Source organism: Streptacidiphilus sp. EB103A, from assembly GCF_041261405.1.
In the GTDB taxonomy this organism is placed as follows: Bacteria; Actinomycetota; Actinomycetes; order Streptomycetales; family Streptomycetaceae; genus Streptacidiphilus.
Map to the genome: position 1 here is coordinate 37,854 of NZ_JBGCAQ010000025.1, position 14,874 is coordinate 52,727.

Genomic DNA, 14,874 nt, shown 5'->3' on the forward strand with positions numbered 1-14,874 from the left:
TGGTCCAGCACGGCCGATCTGTTCACCTTGCTTGTGCTGGGTTCTGTTCCCACGGCCACTTCGCGTTGAGGCCACTTTCGAGCAAACTCACCATGCTGAAAGCGGCATCGGTCAGGCCGCCGAAGGTGTGCCGGTTCCGACCACCTGACGGGGCGTGACCCGCCTGGTAGCCGGCCAGGTTCCAGGTGTACATCGGCACGGTCTCGGGGATGGAGTGGCTGATCCCGACAGGGTCCGCCCCCGCCTGCTCGTCGGTGACGATGACCACCCGGTCATGCCCCTTGAAGGTCACGCGCAACGCTGCAGCCGTATCGGTGCCGCCGCCGAGGAACCAGCCGCCGTCCTTCCACCGCTTCACCGCGCTGAGCACCGACTCGCCCTTCGCCAGGGGGAAGTCCTTGACCTTCGCACCGGGTTTGTCGTTGACGTAGTACTGCGCCGACGAGAACGAGACGACGTCCGCGTCCTGGCAGCGTCGGCCCAGGGCTATGCCGAACAGGGCCGCGGCGTCCCAACGCATCAGCGTGCCGTCCTTGGAGAACCCGGCGTGCATGGAGGAACTGGTGTCCACCAGAATCAGCGTGCGGCCGTCCAACTGGGAAATGTTGGCGAGCGACGCGGTCAGGGCCTGCTCCAGCGGCCACGCCCAGCGCAGCGAAGGAGCCGCGTTGTAGGCGGAGTAGAACCGCATGGGCAGTTGCCGGGAACGGGCGACCTGCTCCGGGTCGGCGAGCTTCGCCGCGACGTCGGCGGCCACCGCGTCGGACACCCCGGCCTGGTCGAAGTTCCGCAGGTTGCGGGTCAGTGCCATCAGCCCCATGGACGGAATCATCGCTTCCCAGGCCTGGGCGTCCATCGGTCCCTGGAGCCAGCCCGCAAGGGCCTCCCAGGTGACGCCGGCGTCGGCGAGGAACTCGACCCCCTGGACCTGGGTGAGGACGGCCCGTCGCTCCTCGACGGGCAGCGCGAACAGTTCCTCGCGGGCGCGGACGATCCTGAGCTGTGCGGGAATGTCGTTGCCGCGGCCGTGGCGGCGGTCGATGGCGTGCTTGAACAGGTCGTGCTGGTAGGGCTTGGCAGGGGCGGCGTGGACGAGTTCGAGGACGTCGCCGAAGCGGTATCCCTTGCTGGGTGTGTCGTACTTGAGCAGCGCCCGCTCGGTGTAGAGCCGACGGACGGCGTCGGCGATGCCGCGCTTGACCGGCTTGGGCAGGTTGCGCCCGTAGCGTGCGGTCCAGTAGGCGAGGAGCTCGCCGGGCTCGTCGGCGCGCTGCAGGACGGCGTCGATGACCTGCCGGGACGCGCCCGGCCGGTCCGCGTCGAGGCGGGCCTTGGTGAACTCGGCGGCGCCGACCAGCGAGGCGGTGCGCATGTTGCCGTCACCACGGAGCCAGCGGAGCAGACCATCGGTCCACACGGGGTCCTCGACCGCGAGGTGTCGGACGAGTTGGGTGTAGCGGTCGTCGCGGTCACCGCCCCTCTCGTAGAAGGTGTCGGTGCCCACGAAATTGGCGACCGCGAGAAGGAACAGCTCGGACTTCGCGTCACGGAGGTATCCAGTGCCGCCCTCGAAGGTTTCGACGGTCTGCCCAGTGGTGCCCACGGGCGAGGTGCCGGAAGGCGCGGCGGTACGGGTGTTGAAGCGAGACATGGAAGAGCCCCTCACACGGAGGGGAAGACGTGCCGTGGGGGTGCCCGAGGTCAAAAGTCGGCGACGGTGGGTCTTTTCACAGCGTCGGGCCGCACATGTGCGGTGGCCTCGGCTCCAAGGAGTATCCGTTGCCTGCGCACCGGGCACCCCCGATGCAGGTCCTCCCGAGATCAAGGTCGACACCGGTCGGTTTCGTTGGAGGAAGGAACCGGGGTCGTCGCACCGGGAGGTGCAGATGAAGTTGTACGTCCAGAGGTCAGAGTCGGTGGAGGTGACAATGCGCTCTGGCCACTGAGCCACACCGACCCGAAGTCGATGACGGGATTCGAACCCGCGACCTCACCATGGAAAGTGGAAGTAACCCCCGCCTTCGCACCTGGACGCCGCCCACGGTACCGGACTTGGGGCACAGCACGGCACTGGATTATCCGCGGGTCAGTGGTTGCCCGCGCAGCAGGGACCGCGGTCGGAGCGACCGCTGCTAAAGGCCGTACTTGGAGCCATCGACGACCTCGGCTGCGGGCGGCGGGGTGATTTTGACGCCAGCGCTGTACTCCATGTTCATCAGCCCTGGCTCGGTGGCCGTGCCGGTGGCACGTACGACCTCGTGCGGCTTTGCAGTGGTGACGCTCAGGACCGACTTGTCGGACGTGTCGGTGAGGGCGATCACCTGGACACCGTTGACCGTGCTGAGCCCGCCCTTGGTGTAGGTGTCCGTCTCCTTCTTGACGGACTTGGCGAAGCTGTCCAGGTCGCAGAAACTGGCGACGCTGGACAGGGAGGAGCCGCTCGTCTTCGTCTTGACGTACTTGCCGCTGAGGGTCTTTGTGGCTGCACTGCTGCCCATGCTCTTCAGGAAGGTGGCGTCCATTTTGAGCCAGACCGTCTTACCCAGGACCACCATCGCAATGGTGCCCTGGCTGCCCTCGCCCACAGTCCCGGTGCATCCGACGCCGCGGACGATGGTCAGATCCATCCTCATCTGCTGGCCGGAGTCCGTCATCGTGCCCTGCAACCGTAGTGTCGGCACCGTCTTGAGCGTGGCATCCGCGGCATTGACGATCTGCGTCCCGGTCATCCCGTCGAAGGGATCCACGGATGCGGACGCAGCCGCCGATGCCGAGGAGGAGGCACTGCTTGTTGCGGTAGCGGCACCGGCGGTCGCGGCACCCTTTCCGCCACAGGCAGCGGTGCCGGCGACTATTGCGCTGCAGAGCAGGACAGAAGCGGCTATCTGGTGACGATGGTCCACGAATTGACTCCTGAAGCAGGCGCGGTGGGACTGAAGAGTACGCGCATGATGGCACACAGGAAGATCATCGCCAAATCACATATACACCCGGCCCCAGGTCTGGACGGGGCATCAGATCTGTCAGCCCATGGACTCCAGGGTGCGGCCCTTGGTCTCCTTGATGCAGAAGTAGACGAAGGGGATGGAGAGCAGGGCGAAGCAGGCGTAGATGACGTAGGTCGCCGACAGGTTCCAGTCGGACATGGTCGGGAAGCTGACGGTGATGGCCCAGTTGGCGATCCACTGGGCCGCTGCGGCGACGGAGAGGGCGAGGGCGCGGATCTTGTTGGGGAACATCTCGCCGAGCAGGACCCAGACCACGACGCCCCAGGAGAAGGCGAAGCAGAGGACGAAGACATGGGCCGCGACCAGGGCGACGGTGGCCTGGGTGTTGGGGAGGGTGGCCGTGGTGCCGGTGCCGTGGCGGTAGGAGAAGGCCCAGGCCGCCAGGCCGAGGGCGACGGCCATGCCGGCGGAGCCGGCCAGGGCGAGCGGGCGGCGGCCGATGCGGTCGACCAGGGCGATGGCGATGACCGTGCCGACGATGTTGACCAGCGAGGTGGACACGCTGATCAGCAGCGAGTTGCTGGCGTTGATGCCGACCGACTGCCACAGCAGCGAGGAGTAGTAGAAGATCACGTTGATGCCGACGAACTGCTGGAACACCGAGGCGCCGATGCCGATCCAGACGATGGTCTGGAGCCCGGCCCGGCCGCCCAGCAGGTCGCTCAGGGTGGCCTTGTGCTCGGAGGCCATGACCTGCTGAATTTCCGCGATCCGGGCGTCCGGGTCGCTGCCCTCGCCCTCGACGTCGAGGAGCACCTGGCGGGCCCGGTCCATCCGGCCGACGGAGATCAGGAAGCGCGGGGACTCGGGGATGGCATAGGACATCAGGAAGTAGATCAGCGCAGGGACGGTCTCCACGCCGAGCATCCACTGCCAGGCCTGGATCCCGGCGATGTGGTCGTTGGGGCTGCCGCCGGCGCCCTGGTTGAGGGCGTAGTTGACCAGCTGGGAGATGAAGATGCCGAGCACGATCGCGCCCTGCTGGAAGGAGGCGAGCCGTCCGCGCACGGCGGGCGGGGCGACCTCGGCGATGTAGGCGGGGGCGATGACGGAGGCCATGCCGATGGCGATGCCGCCGACCACGCGCCAGACGCCGAGGGTGAAGATGTTGGGCGGGAACATCGAGCCGGCGCCGCTGATGGCGAAGAGGACCGCGGCGATCTGCATGACCCGGATGCGGCCGATCCGGTCGGCGAGCCAGCCCGCGCCCATGGCTCCCGCGGCCGAACCCAGCAGCGCGGAGGAGACCACCAGCGCGGTCTCGCCGCTGCCCACGCTGAAGTGCTTCTGGATGCCGGTGACGGCGCCGCTGATGACGGAGCTGTCGTAACCGAAGAGGAATCCACCCATCGCGGCGGCCGCGGCGATGAAGATGACGTGACCGAGGCTGCCCTCGCCGGAGGCTGACTGCTGAGATGTCGCTGAACTGGTCAGTGGAGGCTCCCGGGAGTGCGACGGGCCGCAGCGGAGGCCGCGTCCCCGAACTGATGGTCCGTCCGACCAGCCTAGGAACGCGGGCCGAAGGGGGACGGATGGCAGGCCGTTCCGTGGGCCGTCCGGGTGGATGCCTGCCCCGGACGGCCCATGGCATTGGGGAGTCGGCGGATCAGTGTTCGATCGGGCAGGTCTCCGGGTCGGTGAGCTGAGCTTCGGCGAGCCGGGCTTCGGTGAGCCGGGCTTCGCGGCGCCGCAGCAGTTGGGTGCGGGCGCCGGGGTCGCCGGGGCGGTCGCGCAGCAGCAGTTCCTCGGCGACGGCGGCCTGGAAGTCGGTGGACTTCTTGTCGTCGTACTTGAACTTGGGCCGCACCTCCTCGATGTGCAGCCGCAGCCCCCGGATCGCGGACAGCATCCGTCCGAACGGCGGCTCGCCGGGGACGATCGGCCGGTGCGGCACGTCCGGTTGGAAGTGGGCGGTCTGACGGTCCAGCAGGGCGGCCTTGGCGACCGGGTCGTCGACCGGTTCGGCGGTGCAAACCAGGTGGACGGAGGCGTAGTAGGTGGTCGGGACGCCGTCCTCGGGCGGGGTGTCGGCGGGGGCGCGCCACGGGCCGGGGACGAAGGCGTAGTCGTCGGTGACGGCCAGGGTGAGCCGGGGGTTGGCCTCGATGGCGGCCCAGACCGGGTTGGGCCGGGCCAGGTGCAGCAGGACCTCGTTGCCGCCCCCGTAGACGAACTGGGTGGGCACCAGGACGGGCGCGGCGCCGTCCGGGCCGTTGGCGGCGAGGACGCCGAAGTCGCGGGCGGACAGCCAGGCGCGCCACTCGTCGTCGCTGCCGCGGTCCCAGGGGTTGATCAGCATGGTCGAGACACCTCGCGTCGCGGTCGATTGCGGTCGACAGAAGTTATGCACTAGTGCATAATGTTCTTTGTGCTAGGAGATTATCGGATCACGGGACGCCGGGCCACTGAGATCGCGGCCGACATCGAGCACGCCGTCGGCTCCGGCGCGCTGGAACCGGGGACGGCCCTGCCTCCGCTCCGCGACCTGGCCGCCGAGCTGGGCGTCAACCCCAACACCGTGGCCGCCGCCTACCGGCTGCTGCGGGACCGGGGTGTGATCGAGACCGCCGGGCGGCGCGGCAGCCGGATCCGCTCCCGGCCCTCGCTCACCCCCCGCGACGCCTCCCGGCTGGCGGTGCCCGCGGGCACCCGCAATCTCGCCGACGGCAACCCCGACACCGCACTGCTCCCCGGCCTGGAGGCCGCGGTGCGCGAGGCCGCGCTCGCCGATGCGACCGATCCGGTGCTGTACGGGGGACCGGCCATCGACCCCCGGCTGCGCGCCCTGGCCGAGGCATCCTTCGCCGCCGACGGCATTCCGGCCGCCCCGGTCGGCGTCGCCTCGGGATCGCTGGACGCCATCGAACGGATCTTCCTGGCCCGGCTGCGCCCCGGTGACGCGGTCGCGGTCGAGGACCCGGGCTGGGGCAGCCTGCTCGATCTGCTGCCCGCCCTCGGCCTCAAGGCCGTGCCGGTCGCCGTCGACGACGAGGGGCCGGTCGCCGCCGACGTCGCCAGGGCGCTGGACGAGGGCGTCCGCGCGCTGGTGGTCACCGACCGCGCCCAGAACCCCACCGGGGCCGCGGTCAGCGCCGAACGCGCCGCGGTGCTGCGCGGGCTGCTGGCGGACCACCCTGGGGTGCTGCTGGTCGAGGACGACCACGGCCACGGCATCGTCGACCTGCCCTTCCACCCCCTCTGCGTCGGCCCGGACGGCGAACCCACCACCGCGACCTGGGCGGTGCTGCGCTCCGCGGCCAAGTCGCTGGGGCCCGACCTTCGGGTGGCCGTCCTCACCGGCGACCCGGAGACCATGGACCGGGTACGCGGCCGTCAGCGGCTCGGCGCGGGCTGGGTCAGCCATCTGCTGCAGCGCACCGTCGCGGCGCTGTGGCAGGCGGAGGACACCGCCCCCGCGGCGGCCTCCTACCGGGTCCGGCGGGACGCGCTGCTCCGGGCGCTGGCGGAGCGCGGGGTGCGGGCGCACGGCCGCAGCGGCCTGAACGTCTGGATCCCGGTGCCCGACGAGACCGCCGCTGTCGCCGGGCTGATCCAGCGCGGGTGGGCGGTGGCGCCAGGTTCGCGGTTCCGGCTGGGCTCGCCACCCGGCGTACGGCTGACGGTCTCGCCGCTGACGGAGGATGAGATGCCGCGGCTGGCCGAGGACATCGCCGCGGTGCTGCGGGGGAGGGACGGCGACGTCCGGGGGGTGTGAACCACCCGGCCCCCGGCCCCCAGCCCCCAGGCTCGCTTCGACGACGGGTCAGCCGATGAGCAGGCCCTTCGCCCTGGCGTGCTGCAGCCAGTCCGCGTACCCGGCGGTCATCAGGTCGTACAGCTGCTCGTCGGTGAGGTTCGCCGGGTCCTGGACGCAGAAGAAGTCGGCGTTGTCGATGTAGCGGTGGGGCAGGTCGTCCAGCTCCTCCAGGAAGCGGAAGGTGCCGTCGCCCCAGTTGGCGGCCATCGCCGAGAACCGGCGGGCGAAGCGCGACTGCTTGCCGGGCGGCGGCGCCGCCTGGGCGACCTGCGGTGCGTCGACCGACTTGGAGGACCGCCCGATCCCCATGAACTGCCAGAACAGCGGCTCGTAGCTGGAGGAGAGGACATGGGCCTTGGTGGCGGCCTCGCTGGTGGTGTGACCGTCCGTCACGAACATCACATAGACCGGCTGGCGGTCCGAGATCGGCTTGTGGCGCAGGTCGGCCGAGCCGAAGTACTGCTGGCGGATCAGCTCCATGGCGGCGGCGTAGTCGGTGCCGCCCTCCAGGCGCCACTGCTGGAGCATCCGGTCCGTCCAGCCCTGGTAGCTGTCCATGCCGACGCTGCCCGCCTCATGGCCGCGGGCCCCGAAGAGGAACACGTCGACCTCGGCGTTGTCGTCGAAGCGCAGCCCCAGCGCCAGCACCCGCTCGACCAGTGACTGCACTTTGCCGGAGCGGTAGAGGCCGCCCATCGAGCCGGAGATGTCCAGGCACAGGGCGACCCGGGCGGTGTGCTCGGACAGGCCGCGCTTCTCCAGGCTGACCGCGGCGCGCTTGGTGAGGTCGAGCAGGTTGCGGTCGCCGCGGTCGGCGAGCTGCTTCTCCAGGTTGATGAGCTTCTGCTTCTTGAGGCTGATGGCAGCGCCGCCCGGCGCGGACGACCCCGCGGGCACGGGCGATGGGGGCGCGGGCTGCTGGTACCGCGGCTGCTGCTGGTACTGGGGCGGGGGCGGGCCGAAACCGACGGGCGGCTGCGGAGCCGGGGGGTGGTAGGGCTGCGGGGCGGGCGGTCGGTAGGGCTGCGGGGCCGCGGCGGGGGCCGGCTGTGCGTCGCCCTCGACGGAGATGCCGAAGTCGGTGGCCAGCCCTTCGAGGCCGGAGGCGTAGCCCTGGCCCACCGCGCGGAACTTCCACTCCCCGGCCCGCCGGTAGAACTCGCCGAACAGGAACGCCGTCTCGCTGCTCGCGCCCTCGATGTCGAACTCGGCGACGCTCGCGCCGTCCTGGGTCATGACCCGCAGTCGCAGCCCCGGCACCTGGCCGAAGGTGCCGCCGTCGGCCGAGGCGCCCACCACGATGCGGTCGACCGCGGGCTCGACCGCCGCCAGGTCCAGCAGCACGGCGTCCATCATCTCGCCCGGCTGCGGCCGCTTGCCCTCGTGCCGAACCGCGCCGGAGGCGTGCAGGGGCTGGTTGTAGAAGACGAAGTCGGCGTCCGAACGGACCTTGCCGGAGCTGTCGAGCAGCAGCGCGGACACATCGACGTCCGGTGCGGGCGCATCGGTGCGCCAGCTCACCACCGCGTGCAGGGCGGTCGTCGGTACGGGGCAGTTCGAGCCCTTGCGCATCGAGGTCATAGGGACATCCTGCCTCGTGCGGCCCGTCTGACAAGGCATCCGTACCGATCCGTGACGCCCTCGCACCGGTGTCGCGAAGGTGTCGCGTCGGCTTCGCGTCAGCCGGTCGTCCCCACGGGTGAGGGGCGGCGACCGCGATGGTCGCCGCCCCTCACCGGTACGCGCGTGGCCTCAGCCGCTCTTGCGGCGGAAGTCGCGCTGTCCGCCGGACTTGCCGTGGGCTCCGTGGATCTTGGACGTCTCGGAGCTGCCGCCGGCCGCGGCGGAGTCGGCGTGCTGGCCGCTCTTGCGGGCCAGCGCCTCGCGGAACTTGCGCTTCACATCCTCTGCCGCGTCGTTCGAGCCGGTCGCAGTCTGCTGCTCGGACGCGGCATCGGTCTCAGCCTCCGGCGCTGTCGCGTCGCCGGGGGTCTTGTCGGCCACTGCGTCTTCAGCCATGGGGGCCTCCTATCGTGGATCAGGCACAGCCGGTTCGGGTGCGTGCCCAGTCTGGCACGGGACGGCGGCCCGGTTTGATCAATTGCCGGCGACCGGGGCCCCGGGGCCGGCAGCGCCGCCGGTGGCAGCGCCGACGGCGGCGTCCAGGCGGTCGGTGAGGCGCTGCAGCATTCCCTGCAGGACCTGGAGTTCGGCCGGGTCCAGGCCCACGCTCGCGGCGCAGGCTCGGAGGGCCCGCTGGGCGTCCGTCGACAGGGTGGCCCCCTTGCCGGTGAGCTTGACGTCGACGGAGCGCTCGTCCTGGGTGCTTCGGGTGCGCTGGACCAGTCCGGCCGTCTCCAGCCGCTTCAGCAGCGGCGACAGGGTGCCGGAGTCCAGGCGCAGCAGTTCGCCGATACGTTTGACCGGGAGTTCTCCGTGCTCGGTCAGGGCCAGGAGCACCAGGTACTGCGGGTAGGTGATCCCGTGCTCCCGTAGGGCGTCGCGGTAGAGGTCGCCGAAGGCTCGGGAGGCGGTCTGCAGGGCGAAGCAGACGTGGTGCTCCAGGCGGAGCAGGTCGTCAGCGGTTGCGGTGGGCTGCGTCGGCATGTCTCAAGGGTACTACTTAGTTGTGCACAATTGAATTGTGTGTGATGCTTATGGAACAGGGAACGCCGGAGAGCAAGCCATGAGGAGACTTTGATGGACGCCATCTACACCGCCGCAGCCACCGCCAACGGACGCGAGGGCCGCGCCGTGAGTTCCGACGGGCAGCTCGACCTCACCCTGGCCATGCCGCCCGCGCTGGGTGGCGACGGCAAGGGCACCAACCCCGAGCAGCTGTTCGCGGCCGGCTATGCGGCCTGTTTCGCCAGCGCCCTCGGTCTGATCGGCCGTCAGGCCAAGGTCGACACCAGCGAGGCCTCGGTGACCGCCGAGGTCAGCATCGGCAGCAACGGCCAGGGCGGCTTCGGCCTGGCCGTGGTCCTGCGGGTCGAGCTGCCCGAGGCACTCCAGGGCGAGACCGGCAAGAGCCTGGTCGAGCAGGCCCACCAGGTCTGCCCGTACTCCAACGCGACCCGCGGCAACATCCCGGTCGAGCTGATAGTCGAGTAGTCCGCGCGGGACGACGCATTGCACAGCACCGCACTGCACCGTCAGGCGGTCACCGAGTACCTTTCGGCCCAGTAGGGCCGGAGATCCGGTGGCCGCCTGACGGCGTTTCGGTACCGCGTCATGGCAACAGGTCGTCGGGGGTGCGTTCCTCGGCATCCGCGAAGCGGCGCAGCAACTGGAGAAGTTGGCTGCGCTCGGCGGGCTGCAGGCAGGTCAGCAGGGCGTTGCCCGCCGTGTCGGCGCGGCTGCGGACCTCGGCCAGGGCGGCGAGCCCGGCCTCAGTGGCCTGGATCGCGTGGGCGCGGCGGTCGGTCGGGTGTGGCTGGCGCACCGCCAGCCCACGCGCCTCCAACTCGTCGATGGTGCGCACCATCGTGGACTTGTCACTGCCCAGTAGGACGATCAGATCACGCTGGGTCACCGGCCCGACCCGGGCCAGTTGCAGCAGGACCCCCGCATGGCGGTTGTCGATGCCGAGTGGCTGGAGCTGCCGGCCGAACTCCCGGGCAGCCCTGCGGTGTGCGCGGCGCAACAGCAGGCCTACGGAGGCAGCCTCGGAGAGCTGATCCTCGGCTTCGGGGTGGGAGTTGGCGTCCATGGAGCAGAAGTATATGCTCCAATCGGGATAGTTTCAGAAGGGACTATCTCGGTGGGGACTTAACTCTGTGCGGGGAGGACGAGCATGGCTCAGGGCAGGCCGGGGGTGCGCGTGGGGGCGCACCGGGTACTCAGGGGAGCGGTGTTGCTTGCCGGGCTGCTGGCTTTCGGGCAGCCGGTGCTCGCGGGCGGCTTCCTGCAGGGGCACTACCCGTTGCTGAAGGCCCACGAGATCGCCGCGATGATCCTGGCGACGGTGGTGCTGGTGTCGCTGGTGGCCGCGCTGCTCATATGGCGCCCGGGCGGCGGTCCGGGGGCGCCCGCCCGCGACCAGCTGATCACCCTGGTTGTCATCGCGGTGCAGATGATGCTCGGGTTCAGCCGGGAGCTGATCATCCATGTCCCGCTCGGGGTCGGGGTGGTGATCATGGTGATGAAGAACGCCGAGTCGGTCTGGAGGCTGCCGCTGCGGGCCCCGTCCGCCGCAGCCCCGGACGCCTCCGGGCTGGCGTCGCCCGCCGAGGTGGACGCGTGAACCGGCCCGCGCTGAGTCGCCGCCGCTTCCTCGGCATCGGCGCCGCCGCCGTCCTGGGTTCCGGCGCGGTCGCGGCCGGATCACCTTACCTGGGCAGATTGCTGACACAGGGTCAACCGGGACTGCTGCTGCGCAGTGCGGCTCCGCTGCCGCGCCCCTACCAGGTGCCGCTGCCGCGGCCGCAGGTCCTTGCGCCAGTCCGTACCGACGCCACCGCCGATTACTACGAGATCACCCAACGGCCCGCGCTGCTGCGGATCCTGCCGGGGCTGGACACCCAGGCCTGGACCTACCAGGGCAGCTATCCCGGCCCAACGCTGGTCTCCCGGTCCGGACGGCGGACGGTGGTGACCCACCGCAACCAGCTGCCGCACCCGACTGTGGTGCATCTGCACGGCGGCCACACTCCCGCCGAGAGCGACGGCTACCCGACCCAACTGGTGCACCCGGCCGGTGTCGCCGCGACCTCGGGCATGGCCGGAATGCCGAGCTGGGACGGCATGGCGGGCATGGCCGCGATGGACAGCGGCGACGGCGGCACGCAGCGCACCTACACCTATCCGGTGGAGCAGCGGGCCGCCACGCTCTGGTACCACGACCACCGGATGGGGTTCACCGGCCCCAACGTGTGGCGCGGCCTGGCCGGGTTCCACCTGGTCACGGATGACGAGGAGGCCGCGCTGCCGCTCCCGCACGGCGAACGGGACCTGCCGCTGCTGATCAGCGACCGATCCTTCGCCGCGGACGGCTCCTTCGCCTACCCGGCGCTGGATGCCGCGCAGACGATGTCCGGTGTCACCGCCCCCTACCTGGACGGGGTGCTCGGCGACACGGTGCTGGTGAACGGCGCGCCCTGGCCGGTGCTGGACGCCGACCGGGCCCGCTACCGGCTGCGGATCCTCAACGCCTCCAACGCCCGCCGCTACCGGCTCGCGCTGGACCCGCAACCGCCGGGCGGCGGCGGGCTGGTGCAGATCGGCAGCGACGGCGGGCTGCTGGCGGCGCCGGTCGCGCATGACAACATCGATGTCGCCCCGGCGGAACGCTTCGACGTCATCGTCGACTTCTCCCGCTATCCGGCCGGGACCAAGGTACGGCTGGTCAACGGGCTCGGCAGCGGCGGCACCGCCGAGGTGATGCGCTTCGACCTGGGCGGCGGCAGCGTCACCGACGACTCCCGCATTCCCGCGAAGCTCTCCGCGGTCGCCGCGCTGGACCCGGCCAGAGCTGCGGCCACTCGTTCCTTCCTGTTCCAGAAGTCGGCCGGCGGCTGGGCCGTCAACGGTCAGGAGTACCGGCCGGGGCGTTCGCTGGCCACGCCCCGGCTCGGCACCACTGAGGTCTGGCGCTTCATCAGCGACTTCCACCACCCGGTCCACCTGCACCTCAACCACTTCCAGGTGGTGTCGCGCAACGGCGCGGCCCCCGGCCCCTTCGACGGCGGCTGGAAGGACACCGTGGATGTGCAACCGGCCGAGGCGGTCGAGATCGCGGTGCGCTTCGAGGACTACGCGGGCCGCTTCATGCTGCACTGCCACAACCTGGAGCACGAGGACATGGCGATGATGGCCGACTTCACGACGCGCTGAGCCTGGTCAGGAGGTCCGCGCCCACCGCGCGGACCTCCTGCAGCAGGACGGCCAGATCCGGTTCGGACACGGCCGGGTTGATCAGGCAGGCGCGGACGGCCTCGTGGCCGTTCAGCAGCGTGCCGGTGACGAAGGTGCGGCCGCGCTCCTGGACCGCCGCCGAAAGCGCCCCGTTGACCTGCTCCAGCAGCTCGTCGGACACCCCGTCAGGGGCGTAGCGGAAGGCGGCGATGGAGCTCTCCACCGCTGCCATCAGCTCCAACTCGGGTTCGGCGTCCACCAGTTCGCCGAGGCGTCGGGCCATCGCCGTGCAGTGGGCGACGTCGCGGGCGATGCCCTCGCGTCCGGAGGCGGCGATGGTCGCCCAGACCTTGAGCGAGCGGAACGGGCGGGTCTGCTCGATGCCGTACTCGGAGAACCAGCCCAGGCCGTCGGCGTTCTCGTCCCTCAGGTAGGAGGGGACCAGGCTGAAGGTGCCGCGCAGCTCCACCGGGTCGCGCACCAGCACGCAGCCGCAGTCGACCGGGACGCCCAGCCACTTGTGCGGGTCCAGGGCCAGCGAGTCGGCGCGGTCGAGGCCGGTGTAGCGGTCGGCGATCACCGGGTCCAGCACACCGAACGCGCCGTAGGCGCCGTCGACGTGCAGCCACAGCCCCTCTTCCGCGCAGACGTCGGCGACGGCCGCCAGGTCGTCCACCGCGCCGGTGTTGACCGTCCCGGCGGAGGCGACGGCGAGGAACGGGTGCAGCCCGGCGGCGCGGTCGGCCTTGACCTGCAGGCGCAGGGCGGCCGGGTCGAGGTGACCGGCCGCATCAGTGGCGACGGTGCGCAGGTTGCGGCTGCCCAGGCCCAGCAGCTCGGCGGCCTTGCGCACGCAGGAGTGGGTCTCCGCGCTGACGTAGCCGACCAGCGGCGGCAGCGCCGCCAGCCCCTCCTCGCGGACGTTCACGCCCAGCCGCCCCGCGGCCCGGTTGCGGGCGGTGCCCAGCGCCACGATCGTCGCCATGGACGCGCCGGAGGTCAGCAGCCCCGCGCCGGGCGGATGCGGGAACCCGGCGAGCTCGGCGATCCAGCGCACCACGGTGCGCTCCAGATGGACGTCGACGTGGTCGCCGCCGGCCGAGCTGGGGTTCATCGCGGCGGCGGCCAGCGTCGCCAGCACCCCGGCCGGCGCCGGGGCGGCGTTCACCCACCCGAAGAACCGGGGGTGCCCGTTCCCCATCGGAAACGGCAGCACGTCCGCGCCGATGTCCGCGACCAGCTCGTCCAGAGCCCGGCCGCCCTCCGGCAGCGGCAGCGTCAGCACCCGCTCGCGGACGGCCGGGTCCATCGCCTGCCAGACCGGACCCTCGGAGAGTCCGCGCAGGTAGTCGGCCAGCAGGTCCACGGCGGCGTGCCCCGCCGTACGGAAGTCGTTCATGTCGACGATCGTACGGGGAGGGAGACCGCCGTCGATTGTTTGGGGGAGGCGGGGCGTCTTCGCCGGTTGATTGCGGCAGCTGTAGGTGGCTTACATGGCGGGTTCGTTGCCGCCCTCCGCCGTCCGTGGCTTGTTGCTGTTGCTCGCTGCGCTCGCGGGCTAACTGCGGGAGGGGGCGACCCTGCTGGGCGCCGTAGGCCCGTGCGGGGGGCGTGCGGGCTGGCCAGGGGGCGCGCGGCGGTCGGCGCGGTCCGTTTTGGGGTCACTCGACCTACTTTGGGGTCACTGACTCGACGACATAACGGACATACGCGGCAGGATTTGTCGGACGAGTGACCCCAAAGTAGGTCGAGTGACCCCAAATGCATAGGACATCTACCTGGAGAATCGTTTCTTCAGGCACCACCGACCGCCCTGCCGCCCGGCAACGGCGCGCCGCCCGCACCCCTCCCCGGCCTTGTCGCTGCGAGGCGGAGCCGAGCAACAGCAACAAGCCACGGACGGCGGTGGGCGGCAACGGTGGCGCCATGTAAGTTTTTATGGCCCTGCGGGCCGCTTCGTGTGGATGAAACTGGGTGGTGCGGGTGGCCGCCGGGTCGGGTTGGTGGTTGGCCTGACAGCGGGGTGCGGTGGGCGGGACAGTGGTGGGGTGGGCTGTCTGCGGACGCCGGTTCGCTTTGATCCGTTCGTGGGCGTATGTAAGTTTGGTGCTCGAACCCCTTGTCGGGTACTCCCGGTTGCCGCCTCGTGCGCGTGTCTCAGCTTCCCGGTTCTGAGCGGGGTTCGGCAGGCAGCGCACGCCCCAGTGTCCAGGGGGCGGGTGCCGCGGGCCGGGTCGGCGAACCCCCGGCCCG

The 14,874-nt window shown here is 70.7% G+C and carries 13 protein-coding genes; 4 read left to right on the forward strand and 9 right to left on the reverse strand.

Annotation, left to right across the window (positions count from 1 at the left end; genetic code table 11):
* Positions 1-22: 22 nt before the first annotated feature.
* The 4 genes from ABH941_RS33900 to ABH941_RS33915 all read right to left on the reverse strand — a co-directional run bounded on the left by ABH941_RS33900 (position 23) and on the right by ABH941_RS33915 (position 5,307).
* On the reverse strand, positions 23-1,651 hold the full coding sequence (locus ABH941_RS33900) for a TROVE domain-containing protein (RefSeq protein WP_370133493.1): 1,629 nt from the start codon (positions 1,649-1,651) through the stop codon (positions 23-25).
* 481 nt (positions 1,652-2,132) lie between these two features.
* Positions 2,133-2,729, reverse strand: coding sequence for a hypothetical protein (locus ABH941_RS33905; RefSeq protein ID WP_370133495.1), 597 nt, complete (start codon positions 2,727-2,729; stop codon positions 2,133-2,135).
* A 294-nt stretch (positions 2,730-3,023) separates the two neighbouring features.
* Complete coding sequence (locus ABH941_RS33910; RefSeq protein ID WP_370133690.1) at positions 3,024-4,442, reverse strand: sugar porter family MFS transporter; 1,419 nt, start codon at positions 4,440-4,442, stop codon at positions 3,024-3,026.
* A gap of 172 nt (positions 4,443-4,614) precedes the next feature.
* On the reverse strand, positions 4,615-5,307 hold the full coding sequence (locus ABH941_RS33915; RefSeq protein WP_370133497.1) for an FMN-binding negative transcriptional regulator: 693 nt from the start codon (positions 5,305-5,307) through the stop codon (positions 4,615-4,617).
* A gap of 69 nt (positions 5,308-5,376) precedes the next feature.
* On the opposite strand from ABH941_RS33915, the gene ABH941_RS33920 reads away from it, so the two are divergent.
* On the forward strand, positions 5,377-6,723 hold the full coding sequence (locus tag ABH941_RS33920; protein WP_370133499.1) for an aminotransferase class I/II-fold pyridoxal phosphate-dependent enzyme: 1,347 nt from the start codon (positions 5,377-5,379) through the stop codon (positions 6,721-6,723).
* A gap of 48 nt (positions 6,724-6,771) precedes the next feature.
* Here ABH941_RS33920 and ABH941_RS33925 read toward each other — a convergent pair whose 3' ends face one another.
* The 3 genes from ABH941_RS33925 to ABH941_RS33935 form a co-directional block, all read right to left on the reverse strand.
* Positions 6,772-8,346: a VWA domain-containing protein gene (locus tag ABH941_RS33925; RefSeq protein ID WP_370133500.1), complete on the reverse strand. Its 1,575-nt coding sequence runs from the start codon at positions 8,344-8,346 to the stop codon at positions 6,772-6,774.
* 171 nt (positions 8,347-8,517) lie between these two features.
* On the reverse strand, positions 8,518-8,784 hold the full coding sequence (locus ABH941_RS33930; RefSeq protein WP_370133501.1) for a DUF5302 domain-containing protein: 267 nt from the start codon (positions 8,782-8,784) through the stop codon (positions 8,518-8,520).
* A 78-nt stretch (positions 8,785-8,862) separates the two neighbouring features.
* Positions 8,863-9,372, reverse strand: a complete 510-nt coding sequence (locus ABH941_RS33935) for a MarR family winged helix-turn-helix transcriptional regulator (RefSeq protein WP_370133503.1) — start codon at positions 9,370-9,372, stop codon at positions 8,863-8,865.
* Positions 9,373-9,465: 93 nt separating this feature from the next.
* Between ABH941_RS33935 and ABH941_RS33940 the strand changes: the two genes are divergently transcribed.
* Entirely contained in the window at positions 9,466-9,879 is a 414-nt protein-coding gene (locus tag ABH941_RS33940) for an organic hydroperoxide resistance protein (RefSeq protein WP_134009202.1), read from the forward strand.
* A gap of 118 nt (positions 9,880-9,997) precedes the next feature.
* Here the strand turns inward: ABH941_RS33940 and ABH941_RS33945 are convergent, their stop codons facing one another.
* Positions 9,998-10,477, reverse strand: coding sequence for a MarR family winged helix-turn-helix transcriptional regulator (locus tag ABH941_RS33945; RefSeq protein ID WP_370133505.1), 480 nt, complete (start codon positions 10,475-10,477; stop codon positions 9,998-10,000).
* Between the two features lie 84 nt (positions 10,478-10,561).
* Here ABH941_RS33945 and ABH941_RS33950 point away from each other — a divergent pair, with 84 nt between their 5' ends.
* Positions 10,562-11,011 (forward strand): hypothetical protein, encoded by a 450-nt coding sequence (locus tag ABH941_RS33950; protein WP_370133507.1) that lies wholly within the window; start codon positions 10,562-10,564, stop codon positions 11,009-11,011.
* Complete coding sequence (locus ABH941_RS33955; protein ID WP_370133509.1) at positions 11,008-12,600, forward strand: multicopper oxidase family protein; 1,593 nt, start codon at positions 11,008-11,010, stop codon at positions 12,598-12,600. The genes ABH941_RS33950 and ABH941_RS33955 overlap by 4 nt, the downstream gene beginning before the upstream one ends.
* Here ABH941_RS33955 and ABH941_RS33960 read toward each other — a convergent pair.
* The gene (locus ABH941_RS33960; RefSeq protein WP_370133510.1) at positions 12,587-14,020 is read right to left on the reverse strand and encodes an aspartate aminotransferase family protein; all 1,434 of its coding nucleotides are present in this window, start codon (positions 14,018-14,020) and stop codon (positions 12,587-12,589) included. The two genes, ABH941_RS33955 and ABH941_RS33960, sit on opposite strands and share 14 nt — an antisense overlap.
* Between the last annotated feature and the right edge of the window lie 854 nt (positions 14,021-14,874).

Bases quoted from the DNA above. Each gene is read 5' to 3' on its own strand.
- ABH941_RS33900 (WP_370133493.1), bottom strand. From the start codon at position 1,651: ATGTCTCGCTTCAACACCCGTACCGCCGCGCCTTCCGGCACCTCGCCC.
- ABH941_RS33905 (WP_370133495.1), bottom strand. From the start codon at position 2,729: ATGACCGGGACGCAGATCGTCAATGCCGCGGATGCCACGCTCAAGACG.
- ABH941_RS33915 (WP_370133497.1), bottom strand. From the start codon at position 5,307: ATGCTGATCAACCCCTGGGACCGCGGCAGCGACGACGAGTGGCGCGCC.
- ABH941_RS33925 (WP_370133500.1), bottom strand. From the start codon at position 8,346: ATGACCTCGATGCGCAAGGGCTCGAACTGCCCCGTACCGACGACCGCC.
- ABH941_RS33930 (WP_370133501.1), bottom strand. From the start codon at position 8,784: ATGGCTGAAGACGCAGTGGCCGACAAGACCCCCGGCGACGCGACAGCG.
- ABH941_RS33935 (WP_370133503.1), bottom strand. From the start codon at position 9,372: ATGCCGACGCAGCCCACCGCAACCGCTGACGACCTGCTCCGCCTGGAG.
- ABH941_RS33940 (WP_134009202.1), top strand. From the start codon at position 9,466: ATGGACGCCATCTACACCGCCGCAGCCACCGCCAACGGACGCGAGGGC.
- ABH941_RS33945 (WP_370133505.1), bottom strand. From the start codon at position 10,477: ATGGACGCCAACTCCCACCCCGAAGCCGAGGATCAGCTCTCCGAGGCT.
- ABH941_RS33950 (WP_370133507.1), top strand. From the start codon at position 10,562: ATGGCTCAGGGCAGGCCGGGGGTGCGCGTGGGGGCGCACCGGGTACTC.
- ABH941_RS33960 (WP_370133510.1), bottom strand. From the start codon at position 14,020: ATGAACGACTTCCGTACGGCGGGGCACGCCGCCGTGGACCTGCTGGCC.